This is a genomic window from Janthinobacterium breve (assembly GCF_051380895.1).
Taxonomy (GTDB): domain Bacteria; phylum Pseudomonadota; class Gammaproteobacteria; order Burkholderiales; family Burkholderiaceae_D; genus Janthinobacterium.
The window spans coordinates 318,227-340,281 of record NZ_JBNYXY010000003.1; the positions used below are offsets into that span (position 1 = coordinate 318,227).

General features: G+C 62.2%; 22 protein-coding genes and 1 other RNA gene. 13 read left to right on the forward strand and 10 right to left on the reverse strand.

All coding sequences use genetic code 11. The features are described 5' to 3' along the window. Positions 1 to 7: 7 nt before the first annotated feature. The 4 genes from ACQ4W0_RS06870 to ACQ4W0_RS06885 all read left to right on the forward strand — a co-directional run bounded on the left by ACQ4W0_RS06870 (position 8) and on the right by ACQ4W0_RS06885 (position 4,285). Positions 8 to 2,077: a M3 family metallopeptidase gene (locus ACQ4W0_RS06870; protein ID WP_436576071.1), complete on the forward strand. Its 2,070-nt coding sequence runs from the start codon at positions 8 to 10 to the stop codon at positions 2,075 to 2,077. 7 nt (positions 2,078 to 2,084) lie between these two features. After that, the gene (locus ACQ4W0_RS06875; RefSeq protein ID WP_436576072.1) at positions 2,085 to 2,510 is read left to right on the forward strand and encodes a DNA polymerase III subunit chi; all 426 of its coding nucleotides are present in this window, start codon (positions 2,085 to 2,087) and stop codon (positions 2,508 to 2,510) included. Next, positions 2,507 to 2,872: a DUF2486 family protein gene (locus tag ACQ4W0_RS06880; RefSeq protein ID WP_436576073.1), complete on the forward strand. Its 366-nt coding sequence runs from the start codon at positions 2,507 to 2,509 to the stop codon at positions 2,870 to 2,872. Before ACQ4W0_RS06875 ends, ACQ4W0_RS06880 begins: the two co-directional genes overlap by 4 nt. 270 nt (positions 2,873 to 3,142) lie before the next feature. Continuing rightward, positions 3,143 to 4,285: a branched-chain amino acid ABC transporter substrate-binding protein gene (locus ACQ4W0_RS06885; RefSeq protein ID WP_436576074.1), complete on the forward strand. Its 1,143-nt coding sequence runs from the start codon at positions 3,143 to 3,145 to the stop codon at positions 4,283 to 4,285. Here ACQ4W0_RS06885 and ACQ4W0_RS06890 read toward each other — a convergent pair. Then, entirely contained in the window at positions 4,278 to 5,180 is a 903-nt protein-coding gene (locus ACQ4W0_RS06890) for a LysR family transcriptional regulator (RefSeq protein WP_436576075.1), read from the reverse strand. The two genes, ACQ4W0_RS06885 and ACQ4W0_RS06890, sit on opposite strands and share 8 nt — an antisense overlap. Before the next feature lie 91 nt (positions 5,181 to 5,271). Between ACQ4W0_RS06890 and ACQ4W0_RS06895 the strand changes: the two genes are divergently transcribed. After that, the gene (locus tag ACQ4W0_RS06895; RefSeq protein WP_436576076.1) at positions 5,272 to 6,276 is read left to right on the forward strand and encodes an NAD-dependent epimerase/dehydratase family protein; all 1,005 of its coding nucleotides are present in this window, start codon (positions 5,272 to 5,274) and stop codon (positions 6,274 to 6,276) included. Positions 6,277 to 6,297: 21 nt separating this feature from the next. On the opposite strand, the gene ACQ4W0_RS06900 is transcribed toward ACQ4W0_RS06895, so the two are convergent. Together ACQ4W0_RS06900 and ilvD are read right to left on the reverse strand one after the other, a co-directional pair. Continuing rightward, positions 6,298 to 6,609 (reverse strand): c-type cytochrome, encoded by a 312-nt coding sequence (locus tag ACQ4W0_RS06900; protein ID WP_092713693.1) that lies wholly within the window; start codon positions 6,607 to 6,609, stop codon positions 6,298 to 6,300. A 223-nt stretch (positions 6,610 to 6,832) separates the two neighbouring features. Beyond that, complete coding sequence (gene ilvD, locus ACQ4W0_RS06905) at positions 6,833 to 8,704, reverse strand: dihydroxy-acid dehydratase (RefSeq protein WP_436576077.1); 1,872 nt, start codon at positions 8,702 to 8,704, stop codon at positions 6,833 to 6,835. A gap of 168 nt (positions 8,705 to 8,872) precedes the next feature. Here ilvD and ACQ4W0_RS06910 point away from each other — a divergent pair, with 168 nt between their 5' ends. The 3 genes from ACQ4W0_RS06910 (at position 8,873) to ACQ4W0_RS06920 (ending at position 12,394) form a co-directional block, all read left to right on the forward strand. Further along, positions 8,873 to 9,784: a LysR family transcriptional regulator gene (locus tag ACQ4W0_RS06910; RefSeq protein WP_436576078.1), complete on the forward strand. Its 912-nt coding sequence runs from the start codon at positions 8,873 to 8,875 to the stop codon at positions 9,782 to 9,784. 79 nt (positions 9,785 to 9,863) lie between these two features. Next, positions 9,864 to 10,694 carry a prolipoprotein diacylglyceryl transferase gene (gene lgt, locus ACQ4W0_RS06915; protein ID WP_436576079.1) on the forward strand — a complete coding sequence of 277 codons (831 nt, stop codon included), beginning with the start codon at positions 9,864 to 9,866 and terminating at the stop codon, positions 10,692 to 10,694. Positions 10,695 to 10,897: 203 nt separating this feature from the next. Then, positions 10,898 to 12,394, forward strand: coding sequence for a GGDEF domain-containing protein (locus ACQ4W0_RS06920; RefSeq protein WP_436576080.1), 1,497 nt, complete (start codon positions 10,898 to 10,900; stop codon positions 12,392 to 12,394). On the opposite strand, the gene ACQ4W0_RS06925 is transcribed toward ACQ4W0_RS06920, so the two are convergent. From ACQ4W0_RS06925 to ACQ4W0_RS06945, 5 genes are all read right to left on the reverse strand, one after another. Beyond that, positions 12,391 to 12,855 (reverse strand): EVE domain-containing protein, encoded by a 465-nt coding sequence (locus ACQ4W0_RS06925; RefSeq protein ID WP_436576081.1) that lies wholly within the window; start codon positions 12,853 to 12,855, stop codon positions 12,391 to 12,393. The genes ACQ4W0_RS06920 and ACQ4W0_RS06925 overlap by 4 nt on opposite strands. A gap of 79 nt (positions 12,856 to 12,934) precedes the next feature. Beyond that, positions 12,935 to 13,112: non-coding RNA, 6S RNA (ssrS, locus tag ACQ4W0_RS06930), on the reverse strand. Between the two features lie 54 nt (positions 13,113 to 13,166). Then, the gene (locus tag ACQ4W0_RS06935; protein ID WP_436576082.1) at positions 13,167 to 13,478 is read right to left on the reverse strand and encodes a cell division protein ZapA; all 312 of its coding nucleotides are present in this window, start codon (positions 13,476 to 13,478) and stop codon (positions 13,167 to 13,169) included. Next, a complete protein-coding gene (locus ACQ4W0_RS06940; RefSeq protein ID WP_034747342.1) occupies positions 13,478 to 13,741 on the reverse strand; it encodes a hypothetical protein in 264 nt (87 codons plus the stop codon). The genes ACQ4W0_RS06935 and ACQ4W0_RS06940 overlap by 1 nt, the downstream gene beginning before the upstream one ends. 156 nt (positions 13,742 to 13,897) lie before the next feature. Further along, positions 13,898 to 14,644 carry a hypothetical protein gene (locus ACQ4W0_RS06945; RefSeq protein ID WP_436576083.1) on the reverse strand — a complete coding sequence of 249 codons (747 nt, stop codon included), beginning with the start codon at positions 14,642 to 14,644 and terminating at the stop codon, positions 13,898 to 13,900. A gap of 524 nt (positions 14,645 to 15,168) precedes the next feature. Here ACQ4W0_RS06945 and groES point away from each other — a divergent pair. The 3 genes from groES (at position 15,169) to ACQ4W0_RS06960 (ending at position 17,906) form a co-directional block, all read left to right on the forward strand. Then, positions 15,169 to 15,459, forward strand: a complete 291-nt coding sequence (gene groES / locus ACQ4W0_RS06950; RefSeq protein WP_010400979.1) for a co-chaperone GroES — start codon at positions 15,169 to 15,171, stop codon at positions 15,457 to 15,459. Between the two features lie 50 nt (positions 15,460 to 15,509). After that, positions 15,510 to 17,159, forward strand: a complete 1,650-nt coding sequence (gene groL / locus ACQ4W0_RS06955; protein ID WP_010400981.1) for a chaperonin GroEL — start codon at positions 15,510 to 15,512, stop codon at positions 17,157 to 17,159. 237 nt (positions 17,160 to 17,396) lie between these two features. Then, positions 17,397 to 17,906, forward strand: a complete 510-nt coding sequence (locus tag ACQ4W0_RS06960; protein WP_436576084.1) for a hypothetical protein — start codon at positions 17,397 to 17,399, stop codon at positions 17,904 to 17,906. Between the two features lie 7 nt (positions 17,907 to 17,913). Here ACQ4W0_RS06960 and ACQ4W0_RS06965 read toward each other — a convergent pair whose 3' ends face one another. Further along, the gene (locus ACQ4W0_RS06965; RefSeq protein WP_436576085.1) at positions 17,914 to 19,164 is read right to left on the reverse strand and encodes an MFS transporter; all 1,251 of its coding nucleotides are present in this window, start codon (positions 19,162 to 19,164) and stop codon (positions 17,914 to 17,916) included. Further along, the gene (locus ACQ4W0_RS06970) at positions 19,161 to 19,715 is read right to left on the reverse strand and encodes a PadR family transcriptional regulator (protein WP_436576086.1); all 555 of its coding nucleotides are present in this window, start codon (positions 19,713 to 19,715) and stop codon (positions 19,161 to 19,163) included. The genes ACQ4W0_RS06965 and ACQ4W0_RS06970 overlap by 4 nt, the downstream gene beginning before the upstream one ends. 99 nt (positions 19,716 to 19,814) lie before the next feature. On the opposite strand from ACQ4W0_RS06970, the gene ACQ4W0_RS06975 reads away from it, so the two are divergent. Both ACQ4W0_RS06975 and ACQ4W0_RS06980 read left to right on the forward strand, forming a co-directional pair. Then, entirely contained in the window at positions 19,815 to 20,372 is a 558-nt protein-coding gene (locus ACQ4W0_RS06975) for a GNAT family N-acetyltransferase (protein WP_436576087.1), read from the forward strand. 81 nt (positions 20,373 to 20,453) lie between these two features. After that, positions 20,454 to 22,028: a POT-type proton-dependent oligopeptide transporter gene (locus tag ACQ4W0_RS06980; RefSeq protein ID WP_436576088.1), complete on the forward strand. Its 1,575-nt coding sequence runs from the start codon at positions 20,454 to 20,456 to the stop codon at positions 22,026 to 22,028. Positions 22,029 to 22,055 lie beyond the last annotated feature (27 nt).

The following is a 22,055-nucleotide window of genomic DNA, read 5'->3' on the forward strand; positions in this document are numbered from 1 at the left end:
ACCGACGATGAATACCAATCCCCTGCTTGATTTTTCCGGACTGCCACGCTTCGACGCGATCACGCACGAGCATGTCACGCCTGCCATCGATACCCTTTTGGCCCAGGCGCGCGCCACGGTGGCGCGGCTGGAAGCGCCCATGGAAGAAGTCAGCTGGGAAAACTTCGTCGCGCCGCAGGACCAGATCGCCGAAACCCTGGGCCGCGCCTGGAGCATCGTCAACCACCTCAATAGCGTGATCGATACGCCTGAACTGCGCGCCGCCTACAATGCCAACCAGCCCAAGGTGACGGAATTCTTGACCGAGCTGGGCCAGAACGAAATTCTGTTCGGCAAATACAAGCAATTGCAGGCCCGCGCCGATTTCGCCAGCCTGTCGCCGGCGCGCCGCCGCATCGTCGACAATGCCGTGCGCGACTTCCGCCTGGGCGGCGCCGAGTTGCCCGAAGACAAGAAAGAGCGCTTTGGCGCCATTCAGGAAGAACACGCGGCCGTCTCCACGCGTTTTTCCGAAAACGTACTCGACGCCACCAATGACTACAAGTTGCTGGTCGAGAACGAAACCGAGCTGGCCGGCTTGCCCGACGACGTGAAGGCCGCCGCGCGCGCTGCCGCCGAGAAGGCGGGCAAGGACGGTTATGAATTCTCGCTGCACTTCCCGTCCTATTACCCAATTTTGCAATTTGCCGACAATCGCGCGCTGCGCGAAACCATCTACCGCGCCAACGCCACCAAGGCTTCGGACCAGGGCGAGGTCTTCAGCAAAAAAGAGGACTGGGACAACACGCACAACATCGTCACCCTGTTGCAGCTGCGCGACGAAGAGGCAAAACTGCTCGGCTACGGCAATTTCGCCGAAGTATCGCTGGTCTCCAAAATGGCCACCTCGCCCGCGCAAGTCATCGCTTTCCTGGAAGACCTGGCCAAGCGCGCGCGCCCGTTCGCCGAGAAGGACCTGGCCGAACTGAAACAATTCGCCGGGGAAGAACTGGGCATAGCCGAGCTGCAAGCGTGGGACGTGCCGTACGCCTCTGAAAAACTGCAGGAACGCCGCTATGCATTCTCGGCTCAGGAAGTAAAACAGTATTTCCCTGAACACAAGGTGATCGACGGCCTGTTCCGCCAGATCCAGAACCTGTTTGCGGTCGAGATCAAGCCCGATACGGCGCCCGTCTGGCATCCCGACGTGCGTTTTTACCGCATCGAACGCGACGGCAAGCTGGTCGGCCAGTTTTATCTGGACCTGTATGCGCGCGCCGGCAAGAGCGGCGGCGCCTGGATGGACGACGCGCGCGGCCGCCGTGCCGACGCACAACACGTGCAAACGCCGATCGCCTATCTGACCTGCAATTTCACGCAGCCGGCCGTGATCGACGGCAAGGTTCAGCCGGCATTGTTTACCCACGATGAAGTCATCACCCTGTTCCACGAGTTCGGCCACGGCCTGCACCATATGCTGACGGTGGTTGACGAGCTGGGGGTGTCGGGCATTGCCGGCGTGGAATGGGATGCGGTGGAACTGCCATCGCAATTCATGGAAAACTTCTGCTGGGAATGGGAAGTACTTGAGCACATGACGGCGCATGCCGTCACGGGCGAGCCGCTGCCGCGCGCGCTGTACGACAAGATGCTGGCGGCCAAGAATTTCCAGTCCGGCTTGCAAACCCTGCGCCAAGTGGAGTTTTCCTTGCTCGACATGCATTTGCACTACGACTACGATGCCAGAACTGGCCAGAGCGTGCAGCAGCTGATCGACGGCGTGCGCGCCAAGTTCGCACTGCTCATTCCGCCCCCGTTCAACCGCTTCCAGAATGCCTTCGGGCATATCTTTGCCGGCGGCTACGCGGCCGGCTATTACAGCTACAAATGGGCCGAGGTGCTGTCCGCCGACGCCTATGCAGCGTTTGAAGAGGCCAAGGTGCTGGGACCGGCCGCCACCACGGCAGCGGGCAAGCGTTATCTGCAAGAAATCCTGTCAGTCGGCGGCTCGCGCCCCGCGCTGGAATCGTTTACGGCCTTCCGCGGCCGCGAACCGTCGATCGACGCCCTGCTGCGCCACAGCGGCATGGCAGCCTGAGTTCGCCATGAGCCGCGTCGATTTTCACAGCAACGTGCCAGACAAGCTGGCCTATGCCTGCCGTCTGGCGCGCAAGGCGTATATGGCGGGCAACAAGGTGGTTGTGCTGGCGCAAGATAGCGCCCAGCTCGACGCCCTGAACCGCGCCATGTGGACCTTTTCCGCCACGGATTTCCTGCCGCACGTGCTGGCCGGCGACCCGCTGGCGGCGCAAACGCCCATCATCCTGACCGATGACGAAACGGCCGAGCTGCCGCACCACGACATCCTCGTCAACCTGTCGCAGTTGCCGCCCGCCAATTACACGCAGTTCCAGCGCGTCTTTGAAATCGTTTCCATGGATGAGCAAGATGCGCAGGCAGGCCGCCAGCGCTTCCTGCACTACCGCCAGCAAGATGTGCAACCGACGCACTTCGTGGCAGGAAAAACATGAACCAGCCGCCATTCGACCAGGGCATCCCCCTCCTGACGGAAGTGCTGCTGGGGCCGGAGGCGGCTGAGGTGGCGCCCGCCATGCCAGTCGAGCCGGCTGTCGAGTTGCCACCGGGCGTCGTGCAGCCCGACTGGGACGCCATCGAACAGCGGCTGACGCAGCGCATCCTGCACCAGGTGCAGGGCAAGATCGACCATCTGCTGGAAGAGCGCATCGCCCACGTCTTGCAGACGGCCCTGCAAAACGCCCTGATCGGCATGCGCGGCGCCCTGCGCGAAGACTTGCAGCAGTCGCTGGAACAGATCGTAGCCCACGCCGTCAGCCATGAACTGGGTCATCTGCACCCTCCCGCGCAGTACTGAGCATCACTGACATCGTCGGCGTACGCGCTGCGCGCTAACCCGACGTCCCCGACCTACCCTATTCCTTCCTCCAACGCCATTCTTTGGTGCGCTCGCGCCTGCGAAATCGGTGCATCGCGCCTCACTTTGGTGATTGTTGCGACAAAATGCAAAAAGCCCCAAAAGCGGCTTTGCGCCGCCTGTTTTTTGTTGTACCTTTCTTCACACGTACCGCCCCTCGAAGCGGTTTTCACGAGACGCCGCCGTATCTTTATCCATTGGAGAATGTTTATGCTGCTCAAGACCAAAGTCCTTCCTCTCGCCCTCGCCCTCGCTTTTGCCGGCCATGCGGGCGCACAGGAAATCATCAAGATAGGCCACGTCGCCCCGGTCTCTGGCGCCAGCTCCCACCTGGGCAAGGATAATGAGAACGCGGCCAAGATGGCCATCGAGGATTTGAACGCCAAAGGCTTCAAGATCGACGGCAAAGTCGTCAAATTCGTGCTGGTGCCCGAAGATGACGCAGCCGATCCCAAACAGGGCACGGCCGTGGCGCAAAAGCTCGTCGACGCCAAGGTCAACGGCGTGGTCGGCCACCTGAATTCGGGCACGACGATTCCCGCCTCGCGCATTTACTTCAATGCCGGCATTCCGCAGATTTCGCCGGCGGCCACCAACCCGACATATACCCAGCAGAAATTCAATACGGCCTTCCGCGTGGTGGCCAATGACAACAAGCTGGGCGGGACGTTGGGCGCGTATGCCGTGGGCAAGCTGCAAGCGAAGAAAATCGCCGTCATCGATGACCGCACGGCGTATGGCCAGGGCGTGGCGGAACAGTTCGTCAAGGGTGCCAAGAAGGCTGCGCCAGGCGTGCAAATCGTCGGCAAGGAATTTACCAATGCCAACGCCACCGACTTCAATGCCATCCTGACCAGCATCAAATCGAAAAATCCCGACCTGATCTTCTTTGGCGGCATGGATTCCGTGGGCGGCCCTATGCTGCGCCAGATGAAGGCGCTGGGCATCAAGGCCAAGTTCATGGGCGGCGACGGCCTGTGCACGGAACCGCTGGGCAAGCTGGCGGGCGACGCCGTGGGCGAAGACATGGTCACCTGCGCGGAAGCGGGCGGCGTGACGGGCACCCAGCAAAAAGGCATGGACGATTTCCGCGCCCGCTACAAGCAGAAATACAATATGGAAGTGCAACTGTACGCGCCGTACGTCTACGATGCCGTGATGACCATGGCCACCGCCATGGCCGACGCGAAATCGTCGAAACCGTCCGTCTACCTGCCTTTCCTGGCCAAGGTGCACTACCAGGGCGTGACGGGGCCCATCTCGTTCGATGCCAACGGCGACATCAAGGATGGCGCGCTGACGCTTTTCACGTATCGTGATGGCAAGAAGACCAAGATGGAAGTGATCAAGTAAGCGCTTGGCTGGCAACGTAATCGCGTAATCCTTCGACCAGAGCGTCGAAGGTGGCGCGGCAGCGCAGGCTGCCGCGCAAGTCTTCATGCATGGTGACCCAGGTTTCCATGGGCAGCGCAAACGCTTGCGGCAGCACGCGCCGCAGGGCCGGGTCGCGCGCCGCCAGCCCCGCTTGGCACACGCCGATACCGGCGCCCGCGCGTATCAGCGCCAGTTGCGCCAGGTCGCTGTCGCTGCGCCAGGCAAAGTTTTCCCGCGAAAAACCCTCAAAGGCCGCACCCGCATTGCGCACGAAGGGGCTCGCCTCGTCGTAGCCGATGACGGCGTGCTGCGCCAGATCAAGCAATCCGGCCGGCGTGCCATGGCGCGCCAGGTAGTCCGCGTGCGCATGCAGGCCCAGTTCGATATCGCCCACCTTGCGTGCCACCAGCTGCTCCTGGCGGGGCCGCAGCATGCGCACGGCAATGTCCGCTTCCCGGCGCAGCAAATCCTGCACCTTGTTGCTCAATACCAATTCAATGCTCAAGCCCGGATGGCGCGCGCGCAGGCGCGCCAGTATTGCCGGCAGCACCTCCACGCCCACCACTTCGCTGGCGGCGATGCGCACGACGCCGGCCACGCCCTGGCCCTGGCTGCTGGCGGCGCGCTGCATCAGGGCCGCCGTGTGCTCCATGGTTTCCGCATGGGGACGCAGCGCCAGCGCCACTTCCGTGGGCAGCAAACCCAGCTGGGAGCGCGTGAACAGGGTTGCACCCAGCGCCTGCTCCAGGGCGGCGATATGCCTGCCGACGGTGGGCTGCGTGATGCCCAGCGCGCGGGCCGCGCCGGACAGCGAGCCGTGCTTCAGCACGGCCAGCAACGAGCGGTAGTATTCCCAGGCAATGGAGGTAGTCATACATAAATGTATAGCCTGTGGTCGATGTTCGTCAATTCCCAATTAGCCTTGCGCGGCAGATACTGGCGTCATCAACCACACGGAGGTCAGCATGGACAACACAAAAACGGCATTGGTACTAGGCGCCTCGGGCGGCATCGGCGGCGAGATGGTGCGCCAGCTAGCGGCAGCAGGCTGGCAGGTGCGCGCCCTGACGCGGGGAGAAATGCCATCACCACGCGGTGACAAGATAACGTGGCTGCGCGGCGATGCGCTGTTGCGCGCGGACGTGCTGGCCGCCGCGAAAGGCTGCGCCGTCATCGTGCACGCCGTCAACCCGCCCGGCTACCGCCACTGGGGCCGACTGGTGCTGCCCATGCTCGACAACACCATCGCGGCCGCCATCGCCGAAGGCGCCACCATCGTGCTGCCTGGCACCGTGTACAACTTTGGCCCCGATGCCTTCCCCATGCTGGCGGAAGACGCGCCGCAGCACCCGCTCACGCGCAAGGGCGCCATCCGCGTGGAACTGGAAGCACGGCTGGAACGGGCCAGCATGCAGGGCGCGCGCGTGCTGATCGTGCGCGCGGGCGACTTCTTCGGCCCCCGTGCCGGCAATAACTGGTTTTCGCAGGGCCTGGTAAAACCGGGCCAGAGCGTGCGCAGCGTGCTGTATCCGGGCGCGCCCGGCGTAGGCCACCAGTGGTCCTACCTGCCCGACGTGGCGCGTACCATGCTGCAGCTGCTGGCCATGCGCGCCACCTTGCCCGCCTTTGCACGCTTTCACATGGCAGGCCATTGGGACCACGACGGCCGGCAAATGACGGGGGCGATTGCCCGCGTGGTGAAACAGACCACGGGTACGCCACCGGTCATCCGGCGCTTTCCGTGGTGGCTGGTGGCGCTGGCGTCGCCGTTCGTGGCGACCCTGCGTGAAATGCGCGAGATGCGCTATTTATGGCAAACCCCGCTGCAGATGGACAACGCGCAACTGCTGGCGGTGCTGGGCCAGGAAGCGCATACGCCGCTCGATGAGGCGGTGCGGGCCACCCTGGAAGGCATGGGGAATTTACAGGTGGCAGGCAAAAAAAATGCGCCGGGATTGCCGGCGCGCTAATTGCAGGTACTGCGGCACAGATTATTTCTGTGCCAGTACCCATTTGACCAGGGTGTGGGCTTCCGCCTCGCTCACTTGCGGGTTGGCTGGCATGGGGATCGCGCCCCAAGTGCCGGAACCGCCCTTCATGACTTTCGCCACGAGCTTGGCTTCCGCGTCTTTTTGGCCGGCATACTTGGCCGCCACGTCTTTATACGCAGGACCCACCAGTTTCGTGCTCACCGCGTGGCAAGCCATGCAGTTTTTTGCTTTCGCCAGGTCCGGATTGGCCAACGCTGCTTGCGATGCCAGAGCCGATACGGTCAATACACTCACCAACATAAAACGTTTCATTGTCTTTTCTCCAAAGTTACTTCCTGCGGCATTTTACTGTGTTTCCGCAGATGCACCACGAGCCCAGATCAAGCGTTTCAATGTAGTAACGCAATGTAGTAACGATTAGGCACTCATATTCTGCCCCATCTGCGCACGCATGACCATGTTGTTTGTAAGGCGATGTAACGACAAGCGGCCCCGCGCGGTCAAACGGGGCCGGCCGTCGCACTTACACAACAAATCAGCGTTTCTGCTTCTTCAGCTGAGAGAGATCGCGCACGGCGCCGCGGTCGGCCGACGTCGTCAGCGCCGCATAGGCCTGCAGCGCCTGCGACACGTAGCGCTCGCGGTTGACGGGCAGCCAGGCATCGTCGCCCTTCGCTTCCATGGCGGCGCGACGCGCGGCCAGCTGCGCATCCGTCACGCGCAGGTTGATGCTGCGCTCGGGGATGTCGATGTCGATGAAGTCGCCCTCCTCCACCAGGCCGATGGCGCCCCCTTCGGCCGCTTCCGGCGAGGCGTGGCCGATCACCAGGCCCGAGGAACCGCCCGAGAAGCGCCCGTCCGTGAACAGCGCGCACGCCTTGCCCAGGCCCTTCGATTTGATGTACGAGGTCGGATACAGCATTTCCTGCATGCCGGGGCCGCCTTTCGGGCCTTCGTAGCGGATGATGACGACGTCGCCTTCATGCACGGTATCGGCCAAAATCGCTTCAACAGCGGTATCCTGGCTTTCGAACACGCGCGCCTTGCCCGAGAATTTCAAAATGCTTTCATCCACGCCGGCCGTCTTGACGATGCAGCCCTTTTCGGCCAGGTTGCCGTACAAGACCGCCAGGCCGCCATCCTGCGAATACGCGTGGGCCTTGTCGCGGATGCAGCCCGTGGCACGATCCGTGTCGACGGCAGCGAAGCGCTCCGATTGCGAGAACGCCGTCTGCGTCGGCACGCCGCCCGGTGCGGCGCGAAACAGTTCATGCACGGCAGGGTTGTCGGTGCACATGATGTCGTTTTGCGCGATGGCGTCGGCCAGGGTCGGCGCGTGGATGGTCGGCAGGGTCGTGTTGAGCAGGCCGGCGCGCGCCAGTTCGCCCAGAATCCCCACGATGCCGCCCGCGCGGTGCACGTCTTCGATATGGTATTTGTCCGTCATCGGCGCCACCTTGCACAGGCAAGGTACCTTGCGCGAGATGCGGTCGATGTCGGCCATGGTGAATTCCACTTCCGCCTCGTGCGCGGCGGCCAGCAAGTGCAGCACGGTATTGGTCGAGCCGCCCATGGAGACGTCGAGCGCCATGGCATTTTCAAATGCGGCCTTGGTGGCGATGGAACGGGGCAGCACCGAGTAATCGTCCTGCTCGTAGTGGCGCTTGGCCAGTTCGACGATCAGGCGGCCCGCGCGCAGGAACAGTTGCTGGCGGTCCGAGTGCGTGGCCAGAATCGTGCCGTTGCCGGGCAGGGCCAGGCCCAGCGCCTCGGTCAGGCAATTCATCGAATTGGCCGTAAACATGCCGGAGCAGGAACCGCAGGTGGGACAGGCCGAACGCTCGATTTCCGCCACGTCGGCGTCGGAGACGCTGCTGTCGCCCGCCTTGATCATGGCGTCGACCAGGTCCAGCTTGATGATCTTCTGCGTGCCGTTGACAACCTTGATGACCTTGCCCGCTTCCATCGGGCCGCCGGAGATGAAGACGACGGGGATGTTGATGCGCATGGCGGCCATCAGCATGCCCGGCGTGATCTTGTCGCAGTTCGAGATGCACACCATGGCGTCGGCGCAGTGGGCGTTGACCATGTACTCGACGGAGTCGGCGATCAGGTCGCGCGAGGGCAGCGAATACAGCATGCCGCCGTGGCCCATGGCGATGCCGTCATCGACGGCGATGGTGTTGAATTCCTTGGCCACGCCGCCGGCCGCCTCGATTTCGCGCGCCACCATCTGCCCCAGGTCTTTCAGGTGCACGTGGCCAGGCACGAATTGGGTGAACGAGTTGACGACGGCGATGATCGGCTTGTCGAAGTCGCCATCCTTCATGCCGGTGGCGCGCCACAGGGCGCGGGCGCCAGCCATGTTGCGGCCGTGGGTGGTGGTGCGGGAGCGGTATTGCGGCATGATGGGGACCTTCCGAGAAATGAATAATGCCTGAAGCGCGGATTTTCAACAAAACCCTGCATGGGGGTACGCCAGATTGCCTTGCGCGCGCGCCACTGTCAAATATATGATGCACATGTCTGTGAGTCGATTTACATATCACAGCAATCAATCCGCATGGAAACACATATGAATCTTGAGCTGCGCCAGCTGCGCTACTTTGTCACCGTCGCCGAGGAATTGCACTTCGGCCGCGCCGCCGCGCGCCTGCACATGACGCAGCCGCCCCTGTCGCAAACCATCATGGCCCTGGAAGAGCTGCTGGGCGCGCCCCTGTTCGTGCGCACGCGCCGCGAAGTGCAGCTGACGCCGGCAGGCAGCGCCCTGCTGCCCGAGGCGCGCCGGCTGCTGGCGCAGGCGCTCGATCTGCCCGCGCTGGTACGGCGGGCAGCGCAGGGCGAGGCGGGACGCTTGAGCCTGGCCTTTGTTTCCTCGGCCGACTACAGCGTGCTGCCGCCATTGCTGCGCGCTTATCAGACGGCCTATCCGCAAGTGCAGATCCAGTTGCAGGAAGCCACCTCCGACTTGCAGCTCGATGAATTGCTGGCCGGGCGCACGGATGCGGGCCTGTTGATCCCGCCCCTGCCCGAAAAGGCGAAGGGAGAGCTCGATTACCTGCCCGTGCTGGCCGAACCGCTGGTGCTGGCCGCGCCGTCCAGCCTCGACATCTTGAATACGCCCGGTCCCGTGCGCCTGCGCGACTTGCCGCCCCTGCCTTTGATCATCTTCCCGCGCGCGATATCGCCCGCCCTGCACGACGCGATACTGGGCGTGTTCCGCGCGGCCGGCATCACGCCACAGATCGGCCAGGAAGCGATCCAGATGCAAACCATCGTCAGCCTCGTCTCGGCTGGCATGGGCATCGCGCTTGTGCCACAATCGGTATCGAATCTGATGCGCCCGGGCGTAGAATACAGGCCGCTGCAGGACGCCACGCCCCTGGTGGAAACGGGCCTGGCCTGGCGCCGCGACAATCCGTCCGCCGTGCTGCAAGGTTTCCTGGCGCTGTTGCGCAAGCAGATCAGCCCTACTGCCCCTTAAATTAAGTGGCCGCTAAGGCAAAAAACCGCTGGCGCCGCCATACTACGCAACCTTAGCTTTAAACAAAGAAAGAAACCCCATGCTGATACACCCGATGCCCGACCCGATTGCCATCCAGATCGGCCCGCTCGCCGTGCACTGGTACGGCCTGATGTATGTGCTGGCCTTCGCCCTGTTCATTATCCTGGGCCGCGTGCGCATCAAGCAGCCGCACATCGCCGTGCTGGGCTGGAAGAAGGAAGACCTCGATGACATGCTATTCTACGGCATGCTGGGCGTGGTGATCGGCGGGCGCCTGGGCGAAGTGCTGTTCTACCGCCCCGAATACTTCATGCACAATCCGCTCGAAATCTTCATGGTGTGGCATGGCGGCATGTCCTTTCATGGCGGCTTCCTGGGCGTCATCCTGGCCATGTATCTGTGGAGCCGCAAGGCGGGCCGCAATCTGTTCGATGTGCTCGACTTCATCGCCCCGCTGGTGCCGCTCGGCTATGCCGCCGGCCGCCTGGGCAACTTCATCAATGCCGAACTGCCGGGCCGCATCGCGCCGGAAACCCTGCCGTGGGCCATGCAATGGCCGGGCATTCCGTATCCCGTGCACCCGTCGCCCCTCTACCAGATGCTGATCGACGGCATTTTGGTGTTCATCATCCTGTGGCTGTATGCGCGCAAGCAGCGCCCGCGCATGGCCGTCGGTGCCATGTTCACCCTGCTGTACGGCTGCGCCCGCTTCTTCACGGAATACTTCCGCACGCCGGACTGGGAAGTCGTGTGGCTGGGCGTGCCGATCACCTCGGGCCAGATGCTGTCGCTGCCGATGATCGTCGGCGCCATCGCGCTGCTGGTGTGGGCGTATAAAAGCCAGGTGACGGGCACGCCGCCCACCAAGGCCCGCCCGGCCAACATGTAAGCACCGCAGTTCCCCCCATGGCGCGCCAGGCAGGCGCGCCATCCCCTCCCCCGGCTGCACTTCCCTTAAAGCAACGAAGTTTCCTTGCGGAATAGACTTGCTGTTGACATCTGGGTATCATCGTTTTAACGTGCCGCCAGACCAGGGCATGCCACGACGCCACGATACCGCACGATAGCGATGCCACCGGGGAGTGCCTTGCCATGCCGCCCACCGGGCGAAAACTGACATGCTGGATCGCCCTGGGCGCCTGTTATGTGCTGGCACAACTGGCCTTGACGGCGTGGGCCGGCACGCGCGCCCCTTGGGTGAGCTATGCGTTCAACATTGTCTCGCCCCTGCTGGCGATGGCGGCCTGTTGCCGCTGCGCCTATGTCAGCGCGGCAAGCGCGGCCAGGACAGGCTGGACCCTGTTCGCCGTGGCCATGCTGTTCTGGAGCACGGGCATGTTGCTGTCAGCCTGGCAAGACCTGAGCGGACAGGTGGCATCGGACGCCACGTATTTTTCCGATTTCGCCTATTTCATGTATGGCGCGCCCCTGCTGCTGGCCATGTCGTCCGTGACGCACGAGCATCCCTCGCGTACCCTGCAATGGCTCGATGCTGTACAAGTGCTGCTGGCGGCCTACCTGGCCTATACGGCCATCTTTTCCGTGTCGCCATTCGACCAGCGCTCCATCGCGCCGATTCCCGCCAGCCTGCTGGTGCTGACCTATAACGTGGAAAACCTGGCCCTGGCCTGCTGCGCGTCGCTGCGCTTGCTGGCGCACCGCCGCGATGGCGAGCAAGGCCGCTTTTACCTGCTGCTGACGGTGTTTTTATGGTGCTATGCGGGCTGCGCGGGCGCGTACAACTATCTGACCTTGCAGGGCGTGACGGAGCAATGGAGCGAAGTGCTGCCGGGCCTGCCGTTCCTGCTGCTGGTGCTGCTCACCGCGCGCGTCCCGGCGGTTCGATCCGGGACGGGAAGTACGCAGGCGCCGCATGCCCCGCAAAAGTTGACCCTGCTGATCGACAATTTCAGTCCCATCTTCTTTACGGCCGCCTTGCTGGGATTGGGCTTTGCCGTCATGCGCGCGCATTTCTACCTGGCGGCGGCGGCGCTGTTTGTCGCGCTGCTGGTCCACGCGCTGCGTTCGGCCACCCTGCAAAGCCGCTACATGCAAAGCGAACGCGCACTGCGCGAAGCCCACGACAAACTGGAAAAGCTGTCGCTGACGGATGGCTTGACGGGCATCGCCAACCGGCGCTGTTTCGACCAGACCCTGCAGCTAGAGTGGCAGCGCGCCGCGCGCGACAGCAAACCGCTGGCGCTGCTGATCATCGATATCGATTTTTTCAAAAGCCTCAATGATGCCTTCGGCCACCCGTATGGCGACGCCTGCCTGGTCGGCATCGCGGCGGCCCTGCATTCTGCGCTGCCGCGCGCCAGCGACCTGGTGGCACGCTTCGGCGGCGAAGAATTTGCCGCCATCCTGCCCGCCACCGACCGGGCTGGCGCGCTGGCGGTAGCGCACAAGATGCAGGAAGCGATCGCCGCTGCCGCCATCGCCCACGCGCCGTCGCGCGGCGGCCTGGTGACGGCCAGCATCGGCCTGGCCCTGAATGACGGAGGGCAGACGCCGGCACAGTTGCTGGCCGCCGCCGACCAGGCCCTGTACCGGGCCAAGCAGAATGGCCGCAACCGGATCGAGGGCTAGCTTGCCAGCTTGCCGGTAATGACTTTCCATTGCGCCGGCGTCACGGGCGTGATGGACAAACGGCTGCCCTTCTTCAACAACAGCATGTCTTCCAGCTCCGGCATCTGGCGCATCTCGGACAGGGGCAGCAGTGCCGTCTTCTTCAAGCCCCGCACGTCGACGCTGATCCAGCGCGGCTGCGCCAAAGTGGCCTTGGCATCGAAATACTTGCCGCCTTCTTCAAACTGGCTGTGATCGGGATACGCGCCGCTGGCCACTTCGGCCACGCCCGCAACGCCCGGCTGCGGACAGCTGGAGTGATAAAACAGCACGCCATCGCCAGGCTGCATGCCATCGCGCATGAAGTTGCGCGCCTGGTAGTTGCGCACGCCGAACCAGGGCATGGTCTGCTGCGGCGCAGCCATCAGGTCGTCGATGCTCACTTCATCGGGTTCGGACTTCATCAGCCAATATTGTTTCATCTAGACTCCGTGTGAAAGCGACAGACGTAAAAAAACGGTTGCGCATCGATGCGGCAACCGTTTTCGGTGGTAGTGCAAATTGGGCCCCGCCTGTGCCGCTATGCCGGCATCCCGAACCAAACGGTTCAAGGTGGTCACGTTAGTTCAATTTCGGGTTCGTCGAACGAGCGACGCTCACTCCCATCAAACAAAATTCGCAACCGATGCGCATAAATGGTTCAAGGAATATATGGCAATCGCGAACACCGCAGGGTAGACCCAAGTTTACTCCTTTGATCGCGCATCGCAAAGACAAATCGTAGCGTACGCGCTTAAAAAAGGTTTTCCTGGGGCGTCAATGCGCTATCCAGGACGGTGTGCATGGCCGAGATCTTTTGCTTCACTTCCAGTATCGTCAATTCCGACAGCGGGCCTTGCGGCGATTTCACGGAGAGGAATTCTGCGGCCACGCCCAGGGCGGCCAGCACGGCGATGCGGTCATTACCCTTGACTTTGCCCGCGTCGCGGATGGCTTTCATTTTGCTATCGAGATAGAGCGCCGCTTCGCGCAGCGCGCGCTCTTCGCCGTCGCGACACACCATGCTGTAGGACTGGCCCATGATATTGACATCGACACGCGACATTACGCTTCCTTCTCGTTCTCGGCAATATAGGCGCCCGCTTCCGAAGCGGCTTGCTCCAGGCCAGCTTGCACCAGTTCGGGAATTTTTTCCAGCAACGCTTCCACCCGCTCCTGCGCCTCGCGCATGCGTTGCACATACAGGGCGTTCTCGGCGGCCAGCGCGGCATTGTCCTTGCGCAATTGCGCATTTTCACGGCGCAGCGCATGGGTCATTTCGGCCAGCAGGCCTATTTTGTCGGATAATTCGTTGAATTCGGAAATCATCCCGCCACTATAGGGCGGACGCTCCATGGGCGTCAATCGAATCACGCCGCTGTCACACATATTTACATCAATGCAGGGCAGTTGGCGGAAAATACACGCTTTTTCCGGCGCTTTTCGCCATCTGCACGCATCCGCCAGCGCCGCGATGGCCGCGTTTTACTCGTCGACGTAATCGGCTTCGATATCGAGACCGCCATAGCGGTTCTCGCAAGAGCGGCGCGTCAGCGTCTGTTGTCCGCCCTTGCCGTCAAGCACCATCGTCAAGTCGCGGCAAGTACGGCGGTAGCTGCCAGGTTTGGCGTCCGTACCCGAAGGCGTCAGGCGCACTGCCAGCGGCGCCGCATTGCCCAAGCCCTTGTTGCTCCACTGGCGCGTCTTGCCATCCTCTTCATCTTTCAAAGTGCGTACGGCAGCCGTCAGCAGTGCTTTCTGTTCCTTGGCATTGAGCTTGGCGATGGTGACGTCCGACAGGAAAGGCGGATACACGACGGGCGCCGCGTCCTTGCCCTGCACATCCCAGTTGCCGCTGTTCTGCGAACAGGTGCGCCGGCTCAGGTCCTGCGCCTTGTCGCCGGCCGTGACGACGAATTTCAAGTCGCGGCACACGTGCGCCTTCAGGCTGTGCTCCGTCATGCCGGACTTGCTGAAGTTATACGCGACCTTCACCAGCACGCCGCTGTCGCCGCCGTTGTCCCATACATGCGCTTCCTGGTCGTCGTCGTCCTTGTTCAAGTCGTTGAACAAGTCATTGAGCAGCATCTTCTTTTCCAGCGGCGTCAGGGTGGCCACGGTGATCTCGTCGACGATGGTGGGCGTTTGCGCGGCGGCATTGCCGAGGCAGGCGAGACCGATGACGGTGGCGCCCAGCAGGCGCAGGGCGGGATGGGAAACAGGAAAGGGCATGGTGTTCTTTCTGGTGCTAGTGATGATATTGATATGCAATTGCAATCATCTTATCAAATTCCATAGTAAAACTCTGTTTCCTGCACGTACAGGAACGCCCCCCATCCGGACGGCATGCTAGAGTCGCGCCTGTTGCTGACGCCCGGGAAGTTGGCTTGCGCCAGCGCAAACCCAGGGCAGATGCAGGCTCTGCTTATCATGTATGTATATATTCCTCTTGAATAAGCCCTTGAAGTTGACCCATACCGTCCCTATAATTAGCACTCGTTAGTAGAGAGTGCTAACAAACTCTTTCGTAGCAATCCTCAGGACTGATGGTGCTTGCCAGACCACTGCAGGGAACGCTACGCGGCGGGCGACGCCGCGATGCACCACTGCCGGATACAGGCAAGGACAGGATGACATGGGGTTTGCTTGACCGTTGCGGGCTGCTTTCAACGGCGGTCACTGAAAGCACGTCTGGCGCTGTGCCGGAAATGTATTCATTTAGCAACACTTATCCATTGAACTTTAAGGAGTTTTGTATGAATCTGCGCCCATTGAACGATCGCGTCATCGTCAAACGCCTCGACCAGGAAACCAAAACTGCGTCCGGCCTCATCATTCCTGATGCAGCTGCTGAAAAACCGGATCAAGGCGAAGTCCTTGCCGTAGGCAATGGCAAGATTCTCGACGACGGCAAAGTCCGTCCTCTGGATGTCAAAGTGGGCGACCGCGTCCTGTTCGGCAAGTACGCTGGCCAAACCGTCAAAGTTGACGGCGATGAGCTGCTGGTCATGCGCGAAGAAGACATCATGGCGATCGTCGTCAAGTAATTGTTTCCACGTTGTAGACAGATACATCCCGAAACTCAGGAGAATTGAACATGGCAGCTAAAGAAGTAGTATTCGGCGACGCAGCGCGCGCCAAGATGGTCGAAGGCGTCAATATCCTCGCCAACGCAGTCAAAGTAACGCTGGGCCCGAAAGGCCGCAACGTGGTCCTGGAGCGCTCGTTCGGCGCCCCTACCGTCACCAAGGATGGTGTGTCGGTAGCGAAAGAAGTTGAACTCAAAGACAAGCTCATGAACATGGGCGCGCAAATGGTCAAGGAAGTTGCTTCCCGCACCAGCGACAACGCCGGCGACGGCACCACCACCGCGACCGTGCTGGCACAAGCTATCGTGCGCGAAGGCATGAAGTTCGTTGCCGCCGGCATGAACCCGATGGACCTGAAGCGCGGTATCGACAAAGCGGTTGCTGCGACCGTCGAAGAACTGGCGAAAATCGCCCGTCCTTGCACCACGACCAAAGAAATCGCCCAAGTTGGCGCGATCTCGGCGAACTCGGACTACTCGATCGGCGAGCGTATCGCTGAAGCGATGGAAAAAGTCGGCAAAGAAGGCGTCATCACCGTGGAAGACGGCAAGTCGCTGAACGACGAGCTGGACATCGTTGAAGGTATGCAGTTCGACCGCGGCTACCTGTCGCCATACTTCATCAACAACCCAGAGAAACAAGTTGCCGTACTGGACAGCCCATTCGTCCTGCTGTGCGACAAGAAAATCTCGAACATCCGTGACCTGCTGCCGGTACTGGAACAAGTCGCAAAAGCTGGCCGTCCACTGCTGATCATCGCGGAAGACATCGAAGGCGAAGCGCTGGCGACCCTGGTTGTGAACAACATCCGCGGCATCCTGAAAACTTGCGCAGTGAAAGCACCTGGCTTCGGCGACCGCCGCAAAGCCATGCTGGAAGACATCGCTGTCCTGACGGGCGGCCAAGTGATCGCTGAAGAAGTCGGCCTGACCCTGGAAAAAGTAACCCTGGCCGAACTGGGCCAAGCGAAACGCATCGAAGTGGGCAAGGAAAACACCATCGTCATCGATGGCGCCGGCGAAGCTGCTTCGATCGAAGCACGCGTGAAACAAGTGCGTGTACAGATCGAAGAAGCGACCTCGGACTACGACCGTGAAAAACTGCAAGAGCGCGTAGCCAAACTGGCTGGTGGCGTTGCCGTGATCAAGGTTGGCGCAGCCACCGAAGTCGAAATGAAAGAGAAAAAAGCACGCGTTGAAGATGCACTGCACGCTACCCGCGCTGCCGTGGAAGAAGGCATCGTGCCAGGCGGCGGCGTAGCCCTGCTGCGCGCACGCGCCAACATCACGGTCAAGGGCGACAATCCTGATCAAGATGCCGGTATCAAGATCGTCCTGCGCGCAATGGAAGAGCCACTGCGCATGATCGTGCAAAACGCTGGCGAAGAAGCTTCGGTCGTCGTGGCAGCCGTACTGGCTGGCACGGGCAACTACGGCTACAACGCTGCCAACGGCACGTATGGCGACATGGTTGAAATGGGCGTCCTGGACCCAGCCAAAGTGACCCGTTCGGCGCTGCAAAACGCCGCTTCGATCGCTTCGCTGATGCTGACAACCGACTGCATGGTCTGCGAAATCGCTGACGACAAAGCAGGCGGCGGCATGGGCGGCGGCATGGGTGGTATGGGCGGCATGGGCGGCATGGACGGCATGATGTAATGTCCTGCGGCTGTGCGCGCAGGCGACGGCGCGCGCAGCCGCACACGCCGGGACAGCACAGGCAGACCAAAAGCTGTTTGCGCCTGCCCGGCAGCCCCAAAAAGCTATCTTCTACGGAAGGTAGCTTTTTTTTCGCCTGTTAACTTGCCAAACCCGTTTGCCAAACCCGTTTGGCAAACCCAATGGCCATCCGTTTGGCAAGCCCGGCGATTGCCGGCCCGCGCATTTTGCTTTAGCATGGCCGCCATCGTCCTTCTTTCTCATGCCACCATCATGCCGCCACGCGCCTCTTCTTCCAAAACCACCATCATCGCCGGCATCCTGGCAGGCTTGCTGGCCGCCGGGCTCGGCGCTTTCTATCTGCACCAGCAGTCCGCGCCGCACGCTGGCAATGGCCCGGCCGCGAGCAGCCAGGCGGCGCAAGAGCAGAACGCGCGCGCCGTCGATGCGCTGATGGCTTTGCCGGAAATCAAGGCGTGGTCGGCGCATATCGAAAAGGCTTCGGGTGGCCGCGCCCATGGCGCCGTGATGGAAACGTCGCCCGAGACGCGCCTGGTCGATGGCGTCGCCTGCTATCAGCTGAGCTTTTTCGAAAACACGCCGGACGCGGCCCACCGCTGGGAAAGCTTTGTCGTCACGCCCGACGGCAAGCGCATCCTCGTCGACGACATCGTCACAGGTGATCTGCTGAGCCTGGAACAATGGCGCAAGGACAACGCGCCCATGCAGCGCATCGCCACGCAGTAATTCCCCCCTAGGCCGGCGCCCCCTGCGGCGCGGCGCCGCGCACACGCGCCACCCACCACACCGTCCACAGCGACAAAGCCGCCGCCAGCCAGCCATTGATGCCATAGCCGCTGATATGGCCGGCCGCGTCCGTCTGCAGAGTCAGGCCGCCCAGCCAGGCGCCCAGGCCGCTGCCCAGGCTTTGCAGCGCCGAATTGGCGCTGAGGAAGGCGCCGCGCTTGTGCGGCTCCGGGATCGTCGTCAGCAATGCCTGCAGCGGTATCGTGCGTCCCGAAACGAGGGCCATAAAAAACGGAAACGCCAGCATCAGCGCCAGCAGCGGCAGCTGGGGCAGATGCGTCATGAACAGCAATGGCGCGATCGACAGCAGGGCTACCCAGCGGTACACCTGCTGCTTGCCGGCCCGGTCCGCCCAGCGGCCAATCAGGCGCGCCGTGAAGATCGTGGCGCAGCCGCCCGCCAGATAGACCCAGGTGACGTCGGCCGGCGCCAGCCCCATATTGCCCACCAGCACGGGAGAAATGAAGGGAATCACCAGCATGCCCGCCGTCATGTTGACGATGGACAAGGCAAACGCTTCCAGGTGGCGCCGCTCCCGGAACAGTGCCAGCAGCTTCGGCAGCACCTGGCGCAGCGGCGTGGGAGCCGCACCCATGTGCGCCGTCAGCGAGGGCAGCACGCGCGCCGCACCCAGCCAGATCAGCAGCGACAGCACGACCAGCAGGAAAAACGGCGAGGCCCAGCCAAAGTGCGCGGCCAGCACCACGCCGACGGGCACGCCGCCCACGGCCGCCATGGCAAACGACGTCATGACGATGCCCGTGGCCGCGCCGCGCCGCTCGGAAGGGATGACGTCGCCGATGATGGCCATGACCATGGCGCCCAGCACGCCGCCCGTCAGCCCCGCAAAGGCACGCGACCACAGCAGCACATGGAAGTTCGGCGCCAGCGCGCAAGCCAGGTTCGACACGGTAAACAGGAAAAACATGGTCAACAGCAGCTTCTTGCGGTCGAAACGGTCGATATACGTGGCCGCCAGCAAGCCGGACAGGCCCGCGCACCAGGCGTAGGCCGAGACGGCGCCGGAAACGGCGGCCGGGCCGATGCCGAACGCCTGCATCAGCTGGGGCGCCAGCGGCATCATCACCATGAAATCCATGATCACGGTAAATTGCGTCAGCGCAAGCAGCCACAGCATCGCGCGCTCGCGCGCCGGGGTCAGCAGGGGAACGGGCGCGACCGTCGATGCGGCCGTCATGCCAGCGCCTCGATATCGGTACGCGCCTGGCGCAGGATGGCGCGGATGGCGTCCAGGCGCACGCCATCCACATCGCCCGCGCGCCTGCGCGCCAGCACCGCCGCCTTCAGCTCGTGCATCAGGTGACGCAGATCGTCGTCAGCACCGGCCGGCGCATCGACCCTGGCGGCAATCGCGTCGACATACGCACGGTTCGCCTCCAGAAACGCCAGTCCTTCCGGTGTAATGCTGTGCAGCTTCTTGTTACCATCGAGGCTGACGGCCACGTAACCGTGTCCCACCAGGCCATGCATGAGCGGATAGATGGCGCCGGGACTGGGGGCATAGGCGCCGCCGGCGCGCTGGGCTATGGCTTTGATGATGTCGTAGCCGTGGCGCGGCTTGTCGGCGATCAATTGCAGCACCAGATAACGCAAAGTGCCCGCGTCAAACATTTTCGGCCCACGCGCGACGGGGACAGGATAGGCAACGCTGGCAGCGATGCCCGGCGCATCGCCCTGGCTGTGGGCTGCGGCGCGCAGCGGGTGCGTGCCGCAAAGAAAAAGAGACATGGCATTCCTTAAGATATATCGTAATAAGATATATCTTATGTTTGAGACCACCTAAATGCAAGGTTTACTTTCTGGCATCGAAGCCCGATACTCGCCCACATGCCCGCCACCACTGTCCGCCCCCTCACGCCAGACGACGCCAGCGCCTACCGCGCGCTGCGCCTGGCCGGCATCGCCGAACTGCCCGCCGCTTTCTGCACCACGCACGCAGCGGAAAGCGGCTTGCCGCTGGCACAGATAGCCCAGCGCTTGCTCACCACTTCCCACCAAATAATATTTGGCGTTTTCAACGAAGAACAATTGATCGCCATTGCCGGCCTGCGTCGCGAACCGATCGCCGTCGTGCATGACAAGGCCAGCCTGTGGGGCGTGTATGTGGCGCCGCAGGCGCGTGGATGCGGCGCGGGACGGCAGCTGGTGCAGGCGGCCATCGACCATGCCTGCGCCATTCCCGAGCTGGGCCGCGTGCGCCTGGCCGTGGCGCAGGACAAGCACGCGGCATTGAGCCTGTACCTGGGCTGCGGTTTTACCCTGGCGGACAGCCCCGCATCGGATAGCATGCTGCAACTGCAACTGCTGCTGCCCCGTCCTGCCCGTGCAAGTGCCGAAAGTAATGTCTTTATGAAAATCAATACCTTACAAATCCCTGCGAAATAGCGGACAGGCCGTTTTTTCTGTTGCAAGCAAACGCGGCAGGCCTTAGCATCGCGGCTTACAAAAAAAACTTGGGGAGAGCCAATGTCATCGGCCGAGACACAAACCGCCACGGGCAAGATGCCCCGGCAAATACCTTACATCATCGCCAACGAAGGCTGCGAACGCTTCAGCTTTTATGGCATGCGCAACATCCTGACGCCATTCCTCATCAGCACCTTGCTGCTGATGATCCCGATCGACCAGCGCACGGGCGAAGCCAAGCACGTCTTCCACACCTTCGTCATCGGCGTGTATTTCTTCCCGCTGCTGGGCGGCTGGCTGGCCGACCGCTTCTTCGGCAAATACAACACCATCTTCTGGCTCAGCCTCGTGTATTGCGCCGGCCATGCCTGCCTGGCCCTGTTTGAAAACAGCGTCAACGGCTTCTATTTCGGCCTGTTCCTGATCGCCTTCGGTTCCGGCGGCATCAAGCCGCTCGTGGCCTCGTTTGTCGGCGACCAGTTCGACCAGACCAACAAGCACAAGGCCAAGCTGGTCTTCGATCTGTTCTACTGGATCATCAACTTCGGCTCCTTCTTCGCTTCGCTGCTGATGCCGATGTTCCTGCGCGACTTCGGTCCGTCGATCGCCTTCGGCATCCCCGGCCTGATGATGCTGGCCGCCACCCTCGTCTTCTGGATGGGCGCGAAAAAATACGTGCACGTGCCGCCGGCGCCGCCAAATCCCGATTCGTTCACCCGCGTGGCCCGCACGGCCCTGCTGGCGCGCGTCGATGGCGGTTCGCGTCCCGGCCTGTATGTGGCCTACGTCGGCGTGATCGGCGCCCTCTATTCGTTCTACAGCATTCCCGAATGGGGCTTCGTGATTGCAGCATGTACGGCGCTGGTATTGCTGCTGGCCTTCGGCAGCATCGGCACAGCCATGCAGCTGGAACGCGCGCGCGGCATCCACCCGGACGAAGCCGTCGAAGGCGTGCGCGCCGTGCTGCGCATCCTCGTCATCTTCGCCCTCGTCACGCCCTTCTTCTCGCTGTTCGACCAGAAGGCTTCGACGTGGATCGTGCAAGCGAACACCATGGAAAAACCAAGCTGGTTCCTGCCAGCGCAGATGCAGGCGCTGAACCCGATGCTGGTGATGCTGCTGATCCCGTTCAACAACCTGGTGTTATACCCGATGCTGAACCGCTTCGGCCTGGAAGCGACAGCCCTGCGCCGCATGACGGCCGGCATCGGCTTTTCCTCGCTGGCCTGGATCGTCATCGGCCTCTTGCAGCTGGCCCTCGACAGCGGCAACGCCGTCTCCATCATGTGGCAGATCCTGCCGTACGCGCTGCTGACGTTCGGCGAAGTGCTGGTCTCGGCGACAGGACTGGAGTTTGCCTACAGCCAGGCGCCCGTCTCGATGAAGGGCGCCATCATGAGCTTCTGGAATCTGTCGACCACGGTGGGCAATCTGTGGGTGCTGATCGTCAACCGCAGCGTCATGAACGAAGGCGTGATCGGCAAGATCGCCGAAAGCGGCATCAGCGTGACGGCCTTCCAGATGTTCTTCTTCGCCGCCTTTGCCGCCGTCGCCATGCTGGCCTTCGGCCTGTATGCAAGACGCTACAAGATGGTCGACAACTACCGCCAGGCGGTGGTCCCGGCGAAAGCATGATGCCGGTTTGATCTGCCGCAATGAAGA